At 62.5% G+C, this 15,903-nt stretch carries 15 protein-coding genes; 7 read left to right on the plus strand and 8 right to left on the minus strand.

The window, feature by feature from the left end:
* Positions 1 to 28 precede the first annotated feature (28 nt).
* Both AC5ZG5_RS14830 and AC5ZG5_RS14835 read right to left on the minus strand, forming a co-directional pair.
* Positions 29 to 283 (minus strand): acyl carrier protein, encoded by a 255-nt coding sequence (locus tag AC5ZG5_RS14830; protein ID WP_028168850.1) that lies wholly within the window; start codon positions 281 to 283, stop codon positions 29 to 31.
* A gap of 252 nt (positions 284 to 535) precedes the next feature.
* Positions 536 to 1,309 carry a L,D-transpeptidase gene (locus tag AC5ZG5_RS14835; RefSeq protein WP_456642459.1) on the minus strand — a complete coding sequence of 258 codons (774 nt, stop codon included), beginning with the start codon at positions 1,307 to 1,309 and terminating at the stop codon, positions 536 to 538.
* A gap of 287 nt (positions 1,310 to 1,596) precedes the next feature.
* Here AC5ZG5_RS14835 and AC5ZG5_RS14840 point away from each other — a divergent pair, with 287 nt between their 5' ends.
* Positions 1,597 to 1,929, plus strand: a complete 333-nt coding sequence (locus AC5ZG5_RS14840) for a hypothetical protein (protein ID WP_456642460.1) — start codon at positions 1,597 to 1,599, stop codon at positions 1,927 to 1,929.
* A 138-nt stretch (positions 1,930 to 2,067) separates the two neighbouring features.
* Here the strand turns inward: AC5ZG5_RS14840 and AC5ZG5_RS14845 are convergent, their stop codons facing one another.
* The 3 genes from AC5ZG5_RS14845 to AC5ZG5_RS14855 all read right to left on the minus strand — a co-directional run bounded on the left by AC5ZG5_RS14845 (position 2,068) and on the right by AC5ZG5_RS14855 (position 6,396).
* A complete protein-coding gene (locus AC5ZG5_RS14845) occupies positions 2,068 to 2,829 on the minus strand; it encodes an ABC transporter permease (RefSeq protein ID WP_456642461.1) in 762 nt (253 codons plus the stop codon).
* Complete coding sequence (locus AC5ZG5_RS14850; RefSeq protein WP_130230423.1) at positions 2,826 to 3,749, minus strand: ABC transporter ATP-binding protein; 924 nt, start codon at positions 3,747 to 3,749, stop codon at positions 2,826 to 2,828. The genes AC5ZG5_RS14845 and AC5ZG5_RS14850 overlap by 4 nt, the downstream gene beginning before the upstream one ends.
* A 109-nt stretch (positions 3,750 to 3,858) precedes the next feature.
* Positions 3,859 to 6,396, minus strand: a complete 2,538-nt coding sequence (locus AC5ZG5_RS14855; protein WP_456642511.1) for an ATP-dependent helicase — start codon at positions 6,394 to 6,396, stop codon at positions 3,859 to 3,861.
* A gap of 245 nt (positions 6,397 to 6,641) precedes the next feature.
* Here AC5ZG5_RS14855 and AC5ZG5_RS14860 point away from each other — a divergent pair, with 245 nt between their 5' ends.
* From AC5ZG5_RS14860 to AC5ZG5_RS14875, 4 genes are all read left to right on the plus strand, one after another.
* The gene (locus AC5ZG5_RS14860) at positions 6,642 to 7,655 is read left to right on the plus strand and encodes a chymotrypsin family serine protease (protein ID WP_456642462.1); all 1,014 of its coding nucleotides are present in this window, start codon (positions 6,642 to 6,644) and stop codon (positions 7,653 to 7,655) included.
* Complete coding sequence (locus AC5ZG5_RS14865; RefSeq protein WP_028168840.1) at positions 7,655 to 7,900, plus strand: hypothetical protein; 246 nt, start codon at positions 7,655 to 7,657, stop codon at positions 7,898 to 7,900. The genes AC5ZG5_RS14860 and AC5ZG5_RS14865 overlap by 1 nt, the downstream gene beginning before the upstream one ends.
* A 24-nt stretch (positions 7,901 to 7,924) precedes the next feature.
* Complete coding sequence (locus AC5ZG5_RS14870) at positions 7,925 to 9,310, plus strand: phospholipase D-like domain-containing protein (RefSeq protein ID WP_456642463.1); 1,386 nt, start codon at positions 7,925 to 7,927, stop codon at positions 9,308 to 9,310.
* 174 nt (positions 9,311 to 9,484) lie between these two features.
* Positions 9,485 to 9,658 carry a DUF1328 domain-containing protein gene (locus AC5ZG5_RS14875; protein ID WP_027578166.1) on the plus strand — a complete coding sequence of 58 codons (174 nt, stop codon included), beginning with the start codon at positions 9,485 to 9,487 and terminating at the stop codon, positions 9,656 to 9,658.
* A gap of 10 nt (positions 9,659 to 9,668) precedes the next feature.
* Here AC5ZG5_RS14875 and AC5ZG5_RS14880 read toward each other — a convergent pair whose 3' ends face one another.
* The gene (locus AC5ZG5_RS14880; RefSeq protein ID WP_456642464.1) at positions 9,669 to 10,181 is read right to left on the minus strand and encodes a thioesterase family protein; all 513 of its coding nucleotides are present in this window, start codon (positions 10,179 to 10,181) and stop codon (positions 9,669 to 9,671) included.
* 86 nt (positions 10,182 to 10,267) lie between these two features.
* Here AC5ZG5_RS14880 and AC5ZG5_RS14885 point away from each other — a divergent pair, with 86 nt between their 5' ends.
* A complete protein-coding gene (locus tag AC5ZG5_RS14885; RefSeq protein WP_456642465.1) occupies positions 10,268 to 11,683 on the plus strand; it encodes an FAD-binding oxidoreductase in 1,416 nt (471 codons plus the stop codon).
* Between the two features lie 206 nt (positions 11,684 to 11,889).
* Here the strand turns inward: AC5ZG5_RS14885 and AC5ZG5_RS14890 are convergent, their stop codons facing one another.
* Complete coding sequence (locus AC5ZG5_RS14890) at positions 11,890 to 13,578, minus strand: SulP family inorganic anion transporter (protein WP_456642466.1); 1,689 nt, start codon at positions 13,576 to 13,578, stop codon at positions 11,890 to 11,892.
* A 94-nt stretch (positions 13,579 to 13,672) separates the two neighbouring features.
* Positions 13,673 to 14,404: a cytochrome c biogenesis CcdA family protein gene (locus AC5ZG5_RS14895; RefSeq protein ID WP_456642467.1), complete on the minus strand. Its 732-nt coding sequence runs from the start codon at positions 14,402 to 14,404 to the stop codon at positions 13,673 to 13,675.
* A 295-nt stretch (positions 14,405 to 14,699) separates the two neighbouring features.
* On the opposite strand from AC5ZG5_RS14895, the gene AC5ZG5_RS14900 reads away from it, so the two are divergent.
* Positions 14,700 to 15,896, plus strand: a complete 1,197-nt coding sequence (locus AC5ZG5_RS14900) for an ABC transporter substrate-binding protein (protein WP_245287164.1) — start codon at positions 14,700 to 14,702, stop codon at positions 15,894 to 15,896.
* The last annotated feature ends 7 nt before the right edge of the window (positions 15,897 to 15,903 follow it).

Here is a 15,903-nt window from a genome sequence, read left to right on the forward strand (position 1 = left end):
GTCAATGATATCCGGCGACGATTAGGGGTCAGGCAGCGGAGCGGGCTGCGAGCTTTTCAGCGAGGTAACGCGACAGCGCGTCGACGGTCGGATAGTCGTAGAAGTCGTCGGTCGAAAGCTCGAGGTCGAGCTTCTCCTCGAGTTCCATCATGACATAGACGACCATCGCCGAGTCGAGCCCGAGCCGGTTGAACTTGGTATCGGTCTTGATCCGGTCCTTGGCGATCCGCAGCACTTTCGCAAGCGAATCCACGCAAAAACCGGATATTTCTTCTTGTGTCATGGGAAATCCAGCGAAACAACTAGACACAATACGGACACGGCGGGCGTTGTCAATTTGGGCTCACGCAGGCGTGTTGATGAGGATCATGCACGATCCGGACGTGCAGGATCGCATTGGCGTAAAGCGGAGTTTCAGGGGAATGCGAGGCGTTCGCGCACAGGCAAAGATTAGGCATGGAAATTGGGCGCAGAAGAAAAAAGAGCGAGATGACGCAGCCATCCCGCTCTGTCGTGCCGACCAACTCGGCGCTGGTCAGTCCTGGTAAGTGAAGAACCCGCGCGGCCGCGGCGGATAGTAATAGCCTTGCGGCGCCGGCGCGTAGCGGTCGGAATATTGCTGCGGTTGTTGCGGTTGGCGATAATAGGTCTGCGTATCGTAGACGCGGCGGCTGCGCGGCGCCGGATACACCTGCGCATTGGAGCTGCCGTCGGCCGGATAGATGTAGCCATCGTCGGCACGGACCTGCGGCATTTGCTGCTGCTGTTGCGGTGTGATCATCACAGGATCGCCAGCGGCATCGCCAAATTGCTGCTCGTACTGCGGCGCGCGGCGGGCGACCGCGGCGTTGCCGCGTTTCGGATTCCGCGCGAGCGCCACCTGCGAGGAGCCGGTCAGCGTCACCGTGGCGTTGAGCACGCCTTGCTCCTGTACCAGGGCGTAGAGCGTGGCTGCATGTTCGCGCGACAATCGCACGCAGCCATGCGAGGCAGGGCTGCCGAGGCGGTTGACGGAATCGGTGCCGTGGATCGCGTGCCCGATCTTGGTGAAGAAGATCGAGTGCGGCATCGGCGCGTCGTCGAATTCCTTGGAGTAGTGGTCTTCCTCCATGCGGAAAGTGCGGAAGCTGCCGTTCGGCGTCTCGTAGGAGGGGATGCCGGTCGAGACCGGCCAGCGATACCGTTCAACGCCGTCGACCGCGACGGTCATCTGCTGGTTATCCTTGTCGACGGTGATGGCGACTTTGGCCTGTGCGGCGCCGGCAAAAGCCAGCGTCAGGGCGGTGAAAGCAACGAGGAACGTACGCATCTTACTTTGGCCCTCCAGGCCTAACATTGCAGCGCCGCGGTTCTCCGTCCCCGGCAAGCACTATGCCCGGAATCCGGCTCGGGTTCCAGTAGCCCGGCCATGCATCGTTAATATAACGAGCGGCACAAGCAAGGCGTCGTCGGAGAAATCCGGCGCTGGCCTGCTGACTTTTTCGCGAGTGTGAGCACACGACTCGAATTCGTCACAGACGCGCAACCATTTGGCCGCAAGGGCGTTTCACACTCCCGCCTGACGGTACAATTTGCCGTGCATTTTTGGGAATTGTGATGAAGAAGATCAAGGTCAAGACGCTGGCGCTGCCTGATGTCACGCCGGCGCGGCTCGTGCTTGCGGCCGGCGCCATCATCCTTGCATTGCTTGCGATGCCTCATCTGGGACATGCCCAAGGCATCGTGCGCGGCGCGCACGAGGGAGCCTACGAGGGCAATCGGATCGCCGGTCCGGTCGGCGGCGTGGTTGGGGGTGCGGTTGGCGCCGGCGTCGGCGGTGCCGTGGGTGCGGTCAACGGCGTGCTCGGCCTGCCTAATCGCGGTTGGCACCGTGGCCATCGCTGCCGCGGCTACTACACCCGCTCCGGCCATTTCCGCTGCTATCGCTGATCGTCGTGAGGGACATCGTCATTCCGGGGCGCGCGTGAGCGCGAACTACGATGTGCACTTGCACATCGCAGAATCTCGCACCGCAATCTTTGGATTCCGGGTTCATGCTTCGCATGCCCCGAAATGACCGCGAGGCGATCAACGTTTGAGCCGGTAGCCCGTCCTGAAGATCCACCAGACGATTGCCACGCAGGTGGCGAGGAAGCCCAGGGTCATGCCGAGGCTCAGGCCGACGCCGACATCGGCGATCCCATAGAAGCTCCAGCGGAAGCCGGAGATCAGGTAGACCACGGGGTTGAGCAGGGTGATGGTGCGCCAGCCCGAGGGCAGCATGTTCACAGAATAGAAGCTGCCGCCCAGGAACGTCAGCGGCGTCACCACCAGCATCGGGATCATCTGCAGCTTCTCGAATCCATCGGCCCAGATGCCGATAATGAAGCCGAACAGGCTGAAGGTGACGGCAGTCAGCACCAGGAACGTCAGCATCCAGATCGGGTGATTGATGTGCAGCGGCACGAACAATCCAGCCGTCGCCATGATGATGAGCCCGAGGACGATCGATTTGGTCGCGGCCGCCCCGACATAGCCGATGATGATCTCGAAATAGGAGATCGGCGCCGAGAGGATTTCATAGATCGTGCCGACGAATTTCGGGAAATAGATGCCGAAGGATGCATTGGCGATGCTCTGCGTCAGCACCGACAGCATCACGAGCCCAGGCACGATGAAGGTGCCGTAGCTGACGCCTTCGACCTCCGTGATGCGCGAGCCGATCGCGGCGCCGAACACCACGAAATAAAGCGAGGTCGACACCACAGGCGAGACGATGCTCTGCAACAGCGTGCGCCAGGTGCGCGCCATTTCGAACAAATAGATTGCGCGGATCGCTCGATAGTTCATGGCGCTCTCACCAGGCTGACGAAGATGTCTTCGAGCGAAGACTGGCTGGTCTCGAGGTCGGAGAAACGGATCCCGGCATTGCGGAGATCGCCAAGCAGGCTGGTGATGCCGGTGCGTTCGCCCGCGGTGTCGTAATCGTAGACCAGCTCGGTGCCGCCTTCCGACAGCACGAGATGATAGGGCGCAAGCGCCGGCGGAACGGCGTCGATCCTGTGCGCCAGATGCAGCTTGAGCTGCTTCCTGCCGAGCTTCTCCATCAGCTTGGCCTTCTCCTCGACCAGGATGATCTCGCCCTTGTTGATGACGCCGATGCGGTCGGCCATCTCCTCGGCTTCCTCGATGTAATGCGTGGTCAGGATGATGGTGACGCCGGCATCCCGCAGCGTCCGCACGACCTCCCACATGCCCTTGCGCAGCTCGACGTCGACGCCGGCGGTCGGCTCGTCCAGGAACAGTATCTGCGGCTCGTGCGACAGCGCCTTTGCGATCATCACGCGGCGCTTCATACCGCCCGACAGCGTGATGATCTTGGAATCCTTCTTCTCCCACAGCGAAAGATCCTTCAGCACCTTCTCGATATGAGCGGGATTCTTCGGTTTGCCGAACAGGCCGCGGCTGAAGCTCACGGTCGCCCATACCGATTCGAAGGAATCGGTGTGCAGTTCCTGCGGCACGAGGCCGATCATCGAGCGTGCGGCGCGGTAGGACTTGATGATGTCGTGGCCGTCGACCGAGACGTTGCCTTCACTCGGATTGGCGATGCCGCAGATGATGCTGATCAGCGTCGTCTTGCCGGCGCCGTTCGGCCCGAGCAAGGCAAAAATCTCGCCGCGCCGGATATCGAGATTGATGTTGTTCAGCGCCTTGAAGCCGGAGCCATAGACCTTCGAAAGATTGGAAACGGAAATGATCGGCGACATGGCTGGCGGTGATGTGATCTGGAAGTGTGGCAAGGCTTGACGCAGCGCTTGGCCGCGCAGGGAGGAGGGCCGGCCCTACATAGGAACGCGCGGCCCGTTCCGCAATCCGCTATACCCGCTCCACGAAACTATCGACCACCTTTTTCTCGCCGGCCTTCTCGAAGGCGATGGTGAGCTTGTTGCCGTCGATCTTCACCACATGGCCGTAGCCGAATTTCTGGTGGAACACGCGGTCATCGAGCGAGAATTCCGAAACGGTCCCGGTGGATTTCGCGACCAGTTCGCCTTCGATCACCACGGGGGCGCGCTTGTTGCGGCCGAAGCCGCCGAAGGGCGATTGCTCCTCGTCGAATCCGCCGCGCGAGCCGCCGCCGCGGTTCTGGTTGCGGGCGCGGTTGGCCTGGGCGCGTTGCCAGCCCGGTGTTGTATAGCTCGAGCCGAAGGCTTCGACATTGTCGAAGCGCGAGGGGCCGTAGCCGCCGGCGCCGCCCCAGCCGGAGCCGCCCTTGGATTCCGTGATCTCGACATTATGCGCCGGCAATTCGTCGAGGAAGCGCGAGGGGATCGTGGTCGACCAGGTGCCGTGGATGCGGCGGTTGGTGGCGAAATAGATTTTCGCGCGGCGCCGGGCGCGCGTCAGCCCGACATGGGCGAGGCGGCGCTCTTCCTCAAGGCCCGCACGGCCCTGCTCGTCCAGCGTGCGCTGGCTTGGAAACAGGCCCTCCTCCCAGCCGGGCAGGAAGACGTTGTCGAACTCCAGGCCCTTCGCTGAGTGCAGCGTCATCAGCGACACCGCTTCGTCGCCGGCCTCGCCGTCGCGGTCCATCACCAGCGAGATGTGCTCGAGGAAGCCTTGCAGGTTCTCGAACTCCTCCATCGAGCGAATGAGCTCCTTGAGATTGTCGAGCCGGCCGGCGGCGTCCGCCGAGCGGTCCTTCTGCCACATCTCGGTGTAGCCGCTCTCGTCGAGCACGATCTCGGCCAACTCCGTGTGCGAGGTCACCTCGCTCTGCGCCCGCCAGCGGTCGAATTGCTGCACGACACCGCGCAAGCTCCCGCGCGCTTTCGGTTTTAATTCGTCGGTCTCCGCTACGGCGCGCGCGGCCTCGAACAGCGGAATGCGGCGCTTGCGGGCGTGATCGTGCAGGAGCTGCACGGTGGCATCGCCTAATCCGCGCTTCGGCACATTGATGATGCGCTCGAAGGCGAGATCGTCGGCCGGCGAGTTGATCGTGCGCAGGTAAGCCAGCGCATCGCGGATTTCGGCACGCTCATAGAAGCGCGGGCCGCCGATCACGCGATATTGCAGGCCGAGTGTGACGAAGCGGTCTTCGAACTCGCGCATCTGGAACGAAGCGCGCACCAGGATCGCGATCTCGTTCAAATTCTCGCCGGCGCGCTGCAGATCCTCGATCTCCTCGCCGATCCCGCGCGCTTCCTCTTCCGAATCCCAGGAACCGGTGACGGTGACCTTTTCGCCATCCTGGTCCTCGGTGCGCAGGGTCTTGCCGAGGCGGCCTTCATTGTGCGCGATCAGATGCGAGGCGGCGGCGAGTATATGGCCGGTCGAGCGATAGTTGCGCTCGAGCCGAATGACTTTCGCGCCGGGAAAATCGTGCTCGAAGCGCAGGATGTTGTCGACCTCGGCGCCGCGCCAGCCGTAGATCGACTGGTCGTCGTCGCCGACGCAGCAGATGTTCTTGGGTGGGGAAGTTGGTGCTGGAGCTGCGATCGCCCCTTCGTCGTCACCGGGCCGACGCGCAGCGTCGTGACCCGGTGATCCACCTTGTGAAGACGCGATGGATTGCCGGGTCAAGCCCGGCAATGACGACTGGGGCGACGGCGCCTGCGAGAGCAGCCGCAGCCAGAGATACTGCGCGACGTTGGTGTCCTGATATTCGTCGACCAGGATGAACTTGAAGCGGTTCTGGTATTGCCTCAGCACATCCGGGTTCTCGCGGAACAGGCGGATGTTCTCGAGCAGCAGATCGCCGAAATCGGCGGCGTTGAGGATCTTCAGCCGTTCCTGATAGCTCGCATAGAGCTTGCCGCCCTTGCCGTTGGCGAAGCTCGCGGCTTCGCCGGCCGGCACCTGCGACGGCGTCAGGCCGCGGTTCTTCCAGGTATCGATCAGTCCGGCCAGCATGCGCGCCGGCCAGCGCTTGTCGTCGATGTTCTCCGCCTGCAGCAGTTGCTTCAACAGCCGCACCTGGTCGTCGACATCGAGCACGGTGAAGTTGGATTTGAGCTGCACCAGCTCGGCATGGATGCGCAGGATGCGGCCGGCGATCGAGTGGAAGGTGCCGAGCCACGGCATGCCTTCGACCGCCTGGCCCAGCATCTGGCCGAGCCGCAGCTTCATCTCGCGCGCCGCCTTGTTGGTGAAGGTCACCGACAGGATCTCGTGCGGCCGCGCGCGGCCCTGGCTCAGGATATGGGCGATGCGGGTGGTCAAGACCCGCGTCTTGCCAGTGCCGGCGCCGGCTAGAACCAGCACAGGACCGTCCAGCGTCTCCACTGCCTCGCGCTGCTCCGGATTGAGCCCTGCGAGATATTGCGGGCCTGCTGCCGCACGGGCGCGCGCAGCGATGCCGCCGGGCACGGGTGAGGCCGCCGGAGCAGGGGCATGTGGCAGGGGCTTGCGCAGATCAGTCAATAACGAAGTCCTTGATTCTCAAGTCGATAACATGGCATTCGCGCCGCCGATTTGCGAGGGCAGCATGGCCAATAAAAGGCGCGCTTTCGGCGTGCCACGGGCGTCGCCAAAACGCCAGCCGGGATCGCAATAGTTTCATCAAGATTCGATTGACTGGCGGGCGCGTGGGCTTGCCAAAATGCGAATCTCAACTCAAGATTGTTGAGTTCGTTGGCTTGCATCTCTGGGGAGACGTCATGGCAAGGAACGATACTCCGAAGGAACTGCTTGATGCGCTCAACCTGGTCAGCGGCGAGAAGGGCGCCCGGCCGGAATCCCTGGGGCTGCTCGAGGCAAGGCATGTTGAGCGCGTGCGGACCATCTTCGAAGATCCCAACATCGTCGGCATCGGAATTGCGGACAAGATCACCGAGAAGAAAGACACCGGCGAACTGAGCGTCTGCTTCTACGTCGAAAAGAAGGTCGCCAAGAGCCGGATGAAGAGCCAGAAGATGATCCCTCCCGTTCTGAGTGTGCCGGGTCGCAAGGCAGTATTCACCGATGTCCAGGCGATCGGAAGGGTTCGGCCCCAGGTCAACAAGCAGAGGTCGCCGCTGCTCAGCGGCTATAGCATCGGAAATCTGACGGATACGGGAACCCTTGGGGCGATCGTCAAGAAGGGGAAGAAGCTGTTCGTGCTCAGCAATTCCCACGTGCTTGCCAAGAGCGGATTGGGGAAGGTCGGCGACAAGATCGTCTTTCCCGGCGAGTCAGACAATGGCGGCAGGGATCAGGTCGTCGCGAAATTATCCGCTATCCTGAAGTTCAAGACCGGTGACGATTTTCTCAACCGCGTGGATGCGGCTCTCGCCGAGATCGATCAGGACTTTCTCGACAAGATAGATTTTTCCATACGCGGAGCGGCTTCTCCCTTTGCGACCACCGATCCGGTGCGCGGGATGAAGATCGTCACGCGCGGGCGGACGTCGGAAGATGCCGATGGCGAAGTCCAGGACGTCCACTTCAGGATCGTCATGCCCTATCCGGGCGTCGGCAAGATCGGCTTCCTGGACCAGGTGAAGTGCACGCATTATTCGAGGCCTGGCGATTCCGGCGCAATCATCGTCGACAAGGCAAGCAAGAAGATCGTCGGTCTGCACTTTGCCGGGTCGGGTAGCGCGAGTATCTTTAATCCGATTGCCGAGGTCATGAAGGCGCTGAAGTTCCGCTTCGTGAAGCATGAGAAGCGGACCGGCCATGCGGATTGGTGATGGCGAACGAGCAACAGGCCAACAAGGCGCGCGAACTCAACAGTCGCGAACTGCTGAAATGCGGCGCCCACGCCATCGGCGTGGAGGCGGGGAAGGATCACGGCAAGCGCGGCTGGGTCGTCGTCGCGCATGTCGCTCCGGAAGCCAACGTGACGCTGCCTCCCGCGCTGACCGTCGCGACGGAAAAGGGCGACGTCCAGGTGCCGCTGGTTTGCGTCAGGAGCGAGCCTTTCAAACCGGAATGATTCGCGCAAACATGGGGGGATAAAATGCCGAGCTTCGTATTGCGCCAATCGATGCTCAAGCATCGTGGGCCGTTTCTTGCCGAACCGCAGAGCGTTCGGGCCGAAGGCGATCGCGTGGTGCCGGTGCGGACCGACGTCTTCATGCCGGAAATGGTTCCGCGCAACTGCGATCTCGAAGCATACGAGAAGATCAAGGTTCCCGCGGTCGACGTCGATCAGGAAATCATCGCCTATTGCTCGCCGGATTCGACTTTCGCGGTGACCAAGAAGCTCTTTGACGATGCGAAGAAGTCGATCCTGATCGGCATCTATGACTTTTCCGGCGAGTATATCAAGCAGCTCGTGCTGGATGCGCTCGCGCGCGGCGTCAAGGTCAAGCTCACGCTCGATATCGACACCAAGGACGAGCAGGAGCTGTTCGACGACCTGAACGATGCCGGGGTCGACGGCGTGCCGGCGCCATCGTGCGCCAGTCATCGGGTGCACTTCTTCAGCTCATCGCACGAGAAGGTGATCGTCATCGATGGTGAATGGTGCATCGTGCAGAGCGGCAACTACAGCGAGAACAGCATACCCCTCAACGTGAAGGACGGCGGCGATCCCGCCCACTTCCGGCCCGGCAATCGTGATACCGGCCTGGCGATCCGCTCCAGGAAACTTTCGAAGTTCTTCACCGGCATTCTAGAAAGCGACATGAATCTTGAGCTGACGGGACCGGAAGCGCTGGCTCAGGCCATTGCAGCGGCCAACGCTTTCATGATCGAGCGGGCGCCGACGAAGATCCCCGCCAAGCTGTTTCCGAGCAAGACTTTCAAGCTCACCAAACCGCTTGCCGTCCAACCGGTCCTCAGTCCGGACAACTACATGCAGGTGATCCCGGGGAAGCTTCGTGCGGCAAAGAAGTCGATATTGATCGAGCAGCAATATATTCGTGGCAAGCAGCCTGACATCCAGAAATTGCTGACGGCAATTGCGGACGCGCGAAAGCAGAACAAGAAGCTCGATATCCGCATCATTCTCGGCAAGGTCTTCGGCAAGGAGGATCTCGACGCCGAAAAGAAAAACCTGGCGCTGCTAAAGCAGGAGTTCGGCCTCGTGGCCGGCAAGAACATACGCTACATCGATACGACGCGCTTCGTGCATTGCCATAACAAGATGATCCTGGTCGATGGCCAGGATGTCCTGGTCAGTTCGCAGAACTGGTCAGATTCCGCCGTCTCCAAGAATCGCGAGGCCGGCGTGTGGCTCTCTCATCCGGGCATCTGCGATTACTTCACGCAGATATTCGAGAGCGACTGGAAGACTGCGCGCAACGCGCCGACAGCTCCCGCGGAGGAGATCGTCGAGCCCGAGTCGCTGCGCGCCGGCGGATACGTCAGGGTCGCTCCCGCCGACTATCAGGAGGTGTGACAGCAGCAGCGAAGGCCTGACCCGGCTGCATCCAATGCGCGGTTTTGTTCCGTGAGCAGCGGCAAATTTCGCGGTTTTCCGGCCCGGAACCTTCGTTTTGGGGGCGGATTGTTTCCTCAAGTTTGGTGCGATGATCGATCGCGCCGGTGGAAACGGAAAGCAGAGGGTTTGGCCATGTTAGGCTGGGTCGTAACGTTCTTGATCATCGCGTTGATCGCGGGTGTCCTGGGCTTCGGCGGCATCGCCGGCGTCTCCATCGAGATCGCCAAAGCGATCTTCTTCATCGCCATCATCCTGTTCCTGATCTCGGCAGTGGTCGGCCTGGTGCGTGGCCGCTCCAGGGTCTAGGCGGCCCGGCCTAACGTGCGGGCATCGCCACGCTGCGCCCGATGCCCTCGGGGCGGGGGATGGATGCATGGATATCCGCGATCGCCTTGATGTGGGCGCGGATATCGGATGGAAACGGGGCGACCTTGCGCGAGTTCATGTCGATATGCAGCGACATGTTTTCGGAGGTGGCTGAGATCCAGCCTTCGGTCGCGTGGCGCAGCTCCTCGAACGTGTGCAGCCGCTTGTCGTCCGCGCCGAGCAGATAGACCGTCACCTGGAGCGGATCGCCGAGATGGACCTCGCGCAAATAGCGCACATGGCACTCGGCGGTAAAGGTCGAGCCGTGGCGCTCTTTCTTGTAGGTGGGGCCGATGCCGAGCTGGAGCCAGATCTCGTCGATGGCGCGGTCGAACATCACGTGGTAATAGGCCATGTTGAGGTGGCCATTATAGTCGATCCATTGCGGCTCGATCTGCATCACCGAGGACAGAAACGGGGCTGAGGGCAACTTGATGTCCCTGGCGGCATTAATGGTCGTCATTATTCCATCCCTGTTAGTTCGATTGGCGGTCTTGACCCGTTATATAACGTTTGCCACGGTCGGCTGAAGCCGGGAGGATATTTCACGTGGCGACTACGATTTCGAACAATCCAGCGCGTCCGGAGCCGCCGGTCCTCAAGGCCGCGATCGACGCGCTGGCGGCGCGCTTCGGCAACCGCCTCATCACCTCGCAGGCGGTGCGCGACCAGCACGCCCACACCACGACATGGCTGCCGCCGCAGCCGCCGGACGCCGTGGTGATGGCGCAGGAAACTGCCGACGTCCAGGATGTGGTGCGGATCTGCGCCAAACATCGCGTTCCCGTGATCGCCTTCGGCACCGGCACCTCGCTGGAGGGGCAGGTGAATGCGCCGGCCGGCGGCATCTGCATCGATCTGCGCGACATGAACCGGGTGCTCGCCGTGCACGCCGAAGACCTCGATTGCGTGATCGAGCCCGGCGTGACGCGGAAGGCGCTCAACGAGCATCTGCGCGACCAGGGCCTGTTCTTCCCGATCGACCCCGGCGCCGATGCCTCGCTCGGCGGCATGACCTCGACGCGCGCCTCCGGCACCAACGCGGTGCGTTACGGCACGATGCGGGAGAACGTGCTGGCGCTGAAGGTCGTGCGCGGCGACGGCGAGATCATCACGACCGGCACGCGGGCGAAGAAATCCTCCGCCGGCTATGACCTGACGCACCTGTTCGTCGGTGCCGAGGGCACGCTCGGCATCATCTCCGAGCTTACGATCAAATTGCGCGGCATTCCTGAGACGATCGCGGCAGCCGCATGTTCGTTCGAGACCGTGCGCGGCGCCTGCCAGGCGACGATCCTGGCGATCCAGACCGGCATTCCCGTCGCCCGCATCGAGCTGCTCAACGCCGCGCAGGTGAAGGCGTGCAACGCCTATTCGAAACTGACGCTGCCGGAGACGCCGCTGCTGCTGCTTGAGTTCCACGGCAGCGAGGCCGAGGTCGCCGAGCAATCGAAGAACTTCAAGGAGATCGCCTCCGAATGCGGCGGCCTGGGTTTCACCTGGACCACCAGGCCCGAGGACCGCACAAAGCTCTGGCAGGCGCGGCATGACGCCTATTGGTCGGTGAAGGCGCTGCGGCCCGGCTCCGGCGTGGTCGCGACCGACGTTTGCGTGCCGATCTCGCGATTGGCCGATTGCGTCACCGAGACCGAAGAGGATCTGAAGCGGCTCAATCTGCTCTCGCCGATCGTCGGTCATGTCGGCGATGGCAATTTCCATTGCTCGCTGGTCTGCGACATCGACAATGCCGAGGAGATGGCGCGTGGCGAGGAATTCATGCATCGCCTGGTCGAGCGCGCGCAGGCGATGGGTGGCACCTGCACCGGCGAGCACGGCATCGGGCAAGGCAAGCAGAAATATCTCGAAGCCGAGCTTGGGCCCGAGGCGATCGACGCCATGCGGGCGCTGAAGAAGGCGCTCGATCCGCTGAACATCTTCAATCCAGGCAAGATCGTGCCGGCCTAGAGCGTGATGAGATATGGTCGAATTGTGTTCCCATGGGCGCTGCCTCTTCTCACCTCTGCCATAGGGAGAGGTCGGCGCGTAGCGCCGGGTGAGGGGATCTGCTCTATCGAGGGACCGTAACCCCTCACCCGCGCCTCCGGCGCGACCTCTCCCTTCGGGAGAGGTGAACTTGCGGCCAAGCCGATTCAACCAAATGACATCGCGCTCTAGCCAGCCAGCGCGCGAACGGCCTCGGCGACGCTATGGAAGACGTGGTTCTGCGGCAGCGTGCGATAGAGGCCGAAGCGCTCAAATGCCTGTTGGGCGCGGGTCGATTCGAGGCGAGCGATCGCGACCGTCACGCCTTCCTCGCTGCATTCACGGAACAGCGCGAGCAGCGTTTGGGCGGCGGTGAAATCGATCTCCACGATGCCGCTGGCTTCGATCACCAGCAGTGCTGGCTTCGGTGTCGCCGTCCTGATGATCTTCAGCGCGTCGGTACGAAAGCTCGAGGCATTGAGAAACGACAGCGGCGCCTGCAGGCCGACCACGGCAACTTTCGGGTCGCGCTCGCCCCTGATGTTCGGATTGGCCGGCCACCAGATCGTGGTATCAGGTACGCGGTCGAATACGACGAGCCGCGCCTGCGTCGTGCTCCAGATGCCATGCAGCAGCGAGAGCGCGATGCCGACGGCGACGCCTTGCTCGATCGGCAGGATGATGATCGAAGCTGCCGTTGCCACCACAAGCAGAAACTCGCCGACCGACTGGTGAAAGATCGCTTCAATCTGCCTGAAGCGAATGATGCGCAACGCCACGAAAAGCAGGACGCCGCCCAGCGCAGCCTCCGGAACGTGATGGAGCAGCGCGGCGCCGAACGCCAGCAGCGCCAGCACGATCGATGCGGCGAACAGTCCCGATAGCTGCGTGCGTCCGCCGGTCGCGGCCACGATGCCGGTTCGCGGCGGGCTCGCGTCCACCGGAAAGGCACCGAACAGGCCTGCAAGAAGGCTGCCGGCCCCGGCGCCGAGAAAATCGCGATCGACATCGGCAGGCTGGTCCGGATCGGAAGGAAATGCCCGCGTCGTCGCCGCGGTCTGCACCATCACGACCATTGCGATCAGGAGAGCCAATGGCAACAGCTTGACCCATCGTTCCGGCGAGATTTCAGGAAACGTTGGCATCGGCAGCGTGCCCGGTACGGTGCCGACCACGCTGACGCCCTTGCTCTCCAATCCGCCCCAGATCACCGCAGCGGTCGCCGCCACCAGCGCGACGAGTGCGCCGGGAATCTTGGCGCTGATGGCCTCGGATCCGGCAACAAAGGCCAGCACGAAAAGCCCGATGCTGACGCTGTAGAGATTGGCGGCAGGAAGATGCTCCGCAATCTCGGCGATCCGCTCGATCATCGGTCCTTTCGGTGGCGGTGCGCCGAGCACGACGGGGAGTTGCGAAACCATGATGTGGATGGAGATGCCGGCAAGAAAGCCGACGGTGACCGGGGTCGACAGCAGATTTGCAATCCAGCCGAGGCGAAACAGGCTACCGACGACCAGGATCGCGCCGACCATCAGCGCCAGGGCCGCGGCAAGCGCGAGATGCTCCGGGGAGCCGGCGGCTGCCATCAGCGCAAGCCCGCCGGCGAAGATCGGCGTGATCGTGGAGTCGGCGCCGCACGACAGAAGACGGTTGCTGCCCAGCATGGCAAAACCGAGCGAACCTGCGATGAAGGCGAAAAAGCCGATCTGGGGGGTGAAGCCGCCAAGGCGCGCAGTCGCCATCTGCTCCGGTATCGCGATCGCGGCCAGTGTCAAGCCCGCGATAAGGTCGCCGGGCAAATCGCCCGGCCGGAACGCGGCCAGCGAGCGGAAGATCGGCCAGGAGCGGCCTGCTGTCCCGGGCGTGTCCTCGGCCATCGGTCCTCGGTGCGATCAGCGCTAGCGTAAGGGCCGCCCACTATTCGACATCGTGATGCCAAAGGCCAGCCTTGCTTTGGCGCTGGCACAAGCCTCAGCCGATATTCTGCAGCGCCGGAAACGTCTCGAGCAGCCAGATGCTGACATTGGTGACGGCACCGGTGAGAAAGCCGATGCCGGTGATGATCATCAGCACGCCCATGACATGCTCGACCGTCCGCAGATGCCGCTTCATCCGCGCGAACAGTGACGAGAACTGTTCGACCGCAAATGCCGCGAGCAGGAAGGGGATGCCGAGCCCGGCGGAATAGATCGCAAGCAGCATGGCGCCCTTGGTCACGGTCGCCTCGGCTGCTGCGACCGAAAGGATGGCGGCGAGGATTGGGCCGATGCAGGGCGTCCAGCCGAAGGCAAAGGCGAGCCCCATCACATAGGCGCCCCACAGCCCGACCGGTTTCGGCATGCTCATCCGCCCCTCGCGCATCAAGATCCCGATCCGCGTCAGCCCGAGGAAGTGCAGCCCCATCACAATGATGACGATGCCGGCGACGATGGAGAGCTGCGCCGACCAGGCGCGGACCAGCCCGCCGATCAGGGAGGCGCTGGCGCCGAGCGCGACGAACACGGTGGAGAAGCCGAGCACGAACATCAAGGCCGCCGACATCACCGCGCGCCTCGAGGCTTTCATGCTCTCGTCATGGGCGACATGCTCGATGGTCGCGCCCGTCAGATACACCAGATAGGGCGGCACCAGCGGCAGCACGCAGGGCGACAGGAAACTGACTAGTCCGGCGATCAAGGCTGCCGGGATCGAGACATCGTGCATCAACTGACCTTCGAGAGCGACATCTGGCGTGGCAACCTATTGACGTGGACGGCGACAAGTTTCCAGAGATTTCATGCGCTCAAAGCCCAAGAGATCGGTCACAGGCCCGTGTCCGGGCAATGTTCGCGAATCGTCTCCGCAATTCTACGGGATAAACGCTGGACAAGCCGGTCCCGTCAGGCTCAAACTTCAATCCCGCGACAAGCCTCGGCCGCCAGCCGGGAAATAAAAATCATGCGGACGCCTGCGATTCAGAGATGGGCGCCGCAAAAAAGGAAACGAACGGGAGCATCACATGGCTGTTTCGCGCCGCAACCTGCTGTTGGGAAGCGCCGGCGCCTTGGGCGCCGCATCATTTTCATTCCCGAAGCCTGCCATTGCCCAATCCGAGCCGATCAAGATCGGGTGCCTCGCGGCGATCACCGGCCCGAGTTCCGCGCCGACCGTCGGTTTCAACCGCGGCATCAACTTTGCGGTGGACAGCATCAATGCGGGTGGCGGTGTCAAGGGCCGCAAGATCGAGCTCGTCATGCGCGACACGCAGGGTGATCCGACCAAGGCGGTGAACGCGACGCAGGAATTGATCAGCCAGGCCAAGGTCCACGCCATCTGGGGGCCGGTCAATTCCGGCGAAGCGCTCGCCACCACGCCGATCATGGCGCGAGCGAAGATTCCGGACATTCATCCTTGCGTGGTCGAAACCCTGATCGACACCACCAAATATCCGAACGCTTTCCGCATGGCGCCGTCCAACAGCCAGTGGGACGACGCCGTCCGCAATTACTGCCTCAACGTGCTGAAAGTGAAGAAAGTTGCCGTCATCGGCGATACCACGGGCTATGGCGTGACCGCCGTCGGCGCCTCGGTGGCGGCGTTCAAGAAGGACGGCGCCGACGTCGTCTACCAGGCCAATATCGATGCGACCCAGCCGGACATGACGCCGGACATGCTGCGCGCCAAGAATGCGGGCTCCGAGGCCATCGTGGTCTGGAGCGTCACCACCGGCATGGAGGCGCGGATGTTCAACACCCGTGCCGCTATGGGCTGGGACGTGCCGTTCGTCGGCCATCCCTCGCTGGCCTCGGGAGAGCTCGCCGGCCTCGTCGAGAAGCCGGAGAACTGGAAGAAGGTTTACGCGGTCGGTTACAAGAGCTGCAGCTACGATGCAGCCGGCAAGCTGCCGCCAAAGAGTGAGGAGTTGGTGGCGCGCCTGGCCAAGGCGAATATTGCGCTCAACGACACGCTGTTGTGGTGGGTCGCTGGTGGCATCGACGCGATCGAGCTGATCGCCAAGGCGGTTGCCGAGAGCGGTTCGACCGAAAGCGCCGGACTCATCAAATACTGGAACACGCTGTCGAAATATCCCGGCTATTTCGGCACCTACACCTTCACGCCGACGCAGCATAACGGCTATCCGACCGAAGAGATCGTGATGTCGGAGGCCTCTACCGCCAAGAACGGCACCTTCGCACTTGCGCCGGGCTATACATAGGCCGGCG

It is taken from the genome of Bradyrhizobium sp. Ses1 (genome assembly GCF_059512365.1).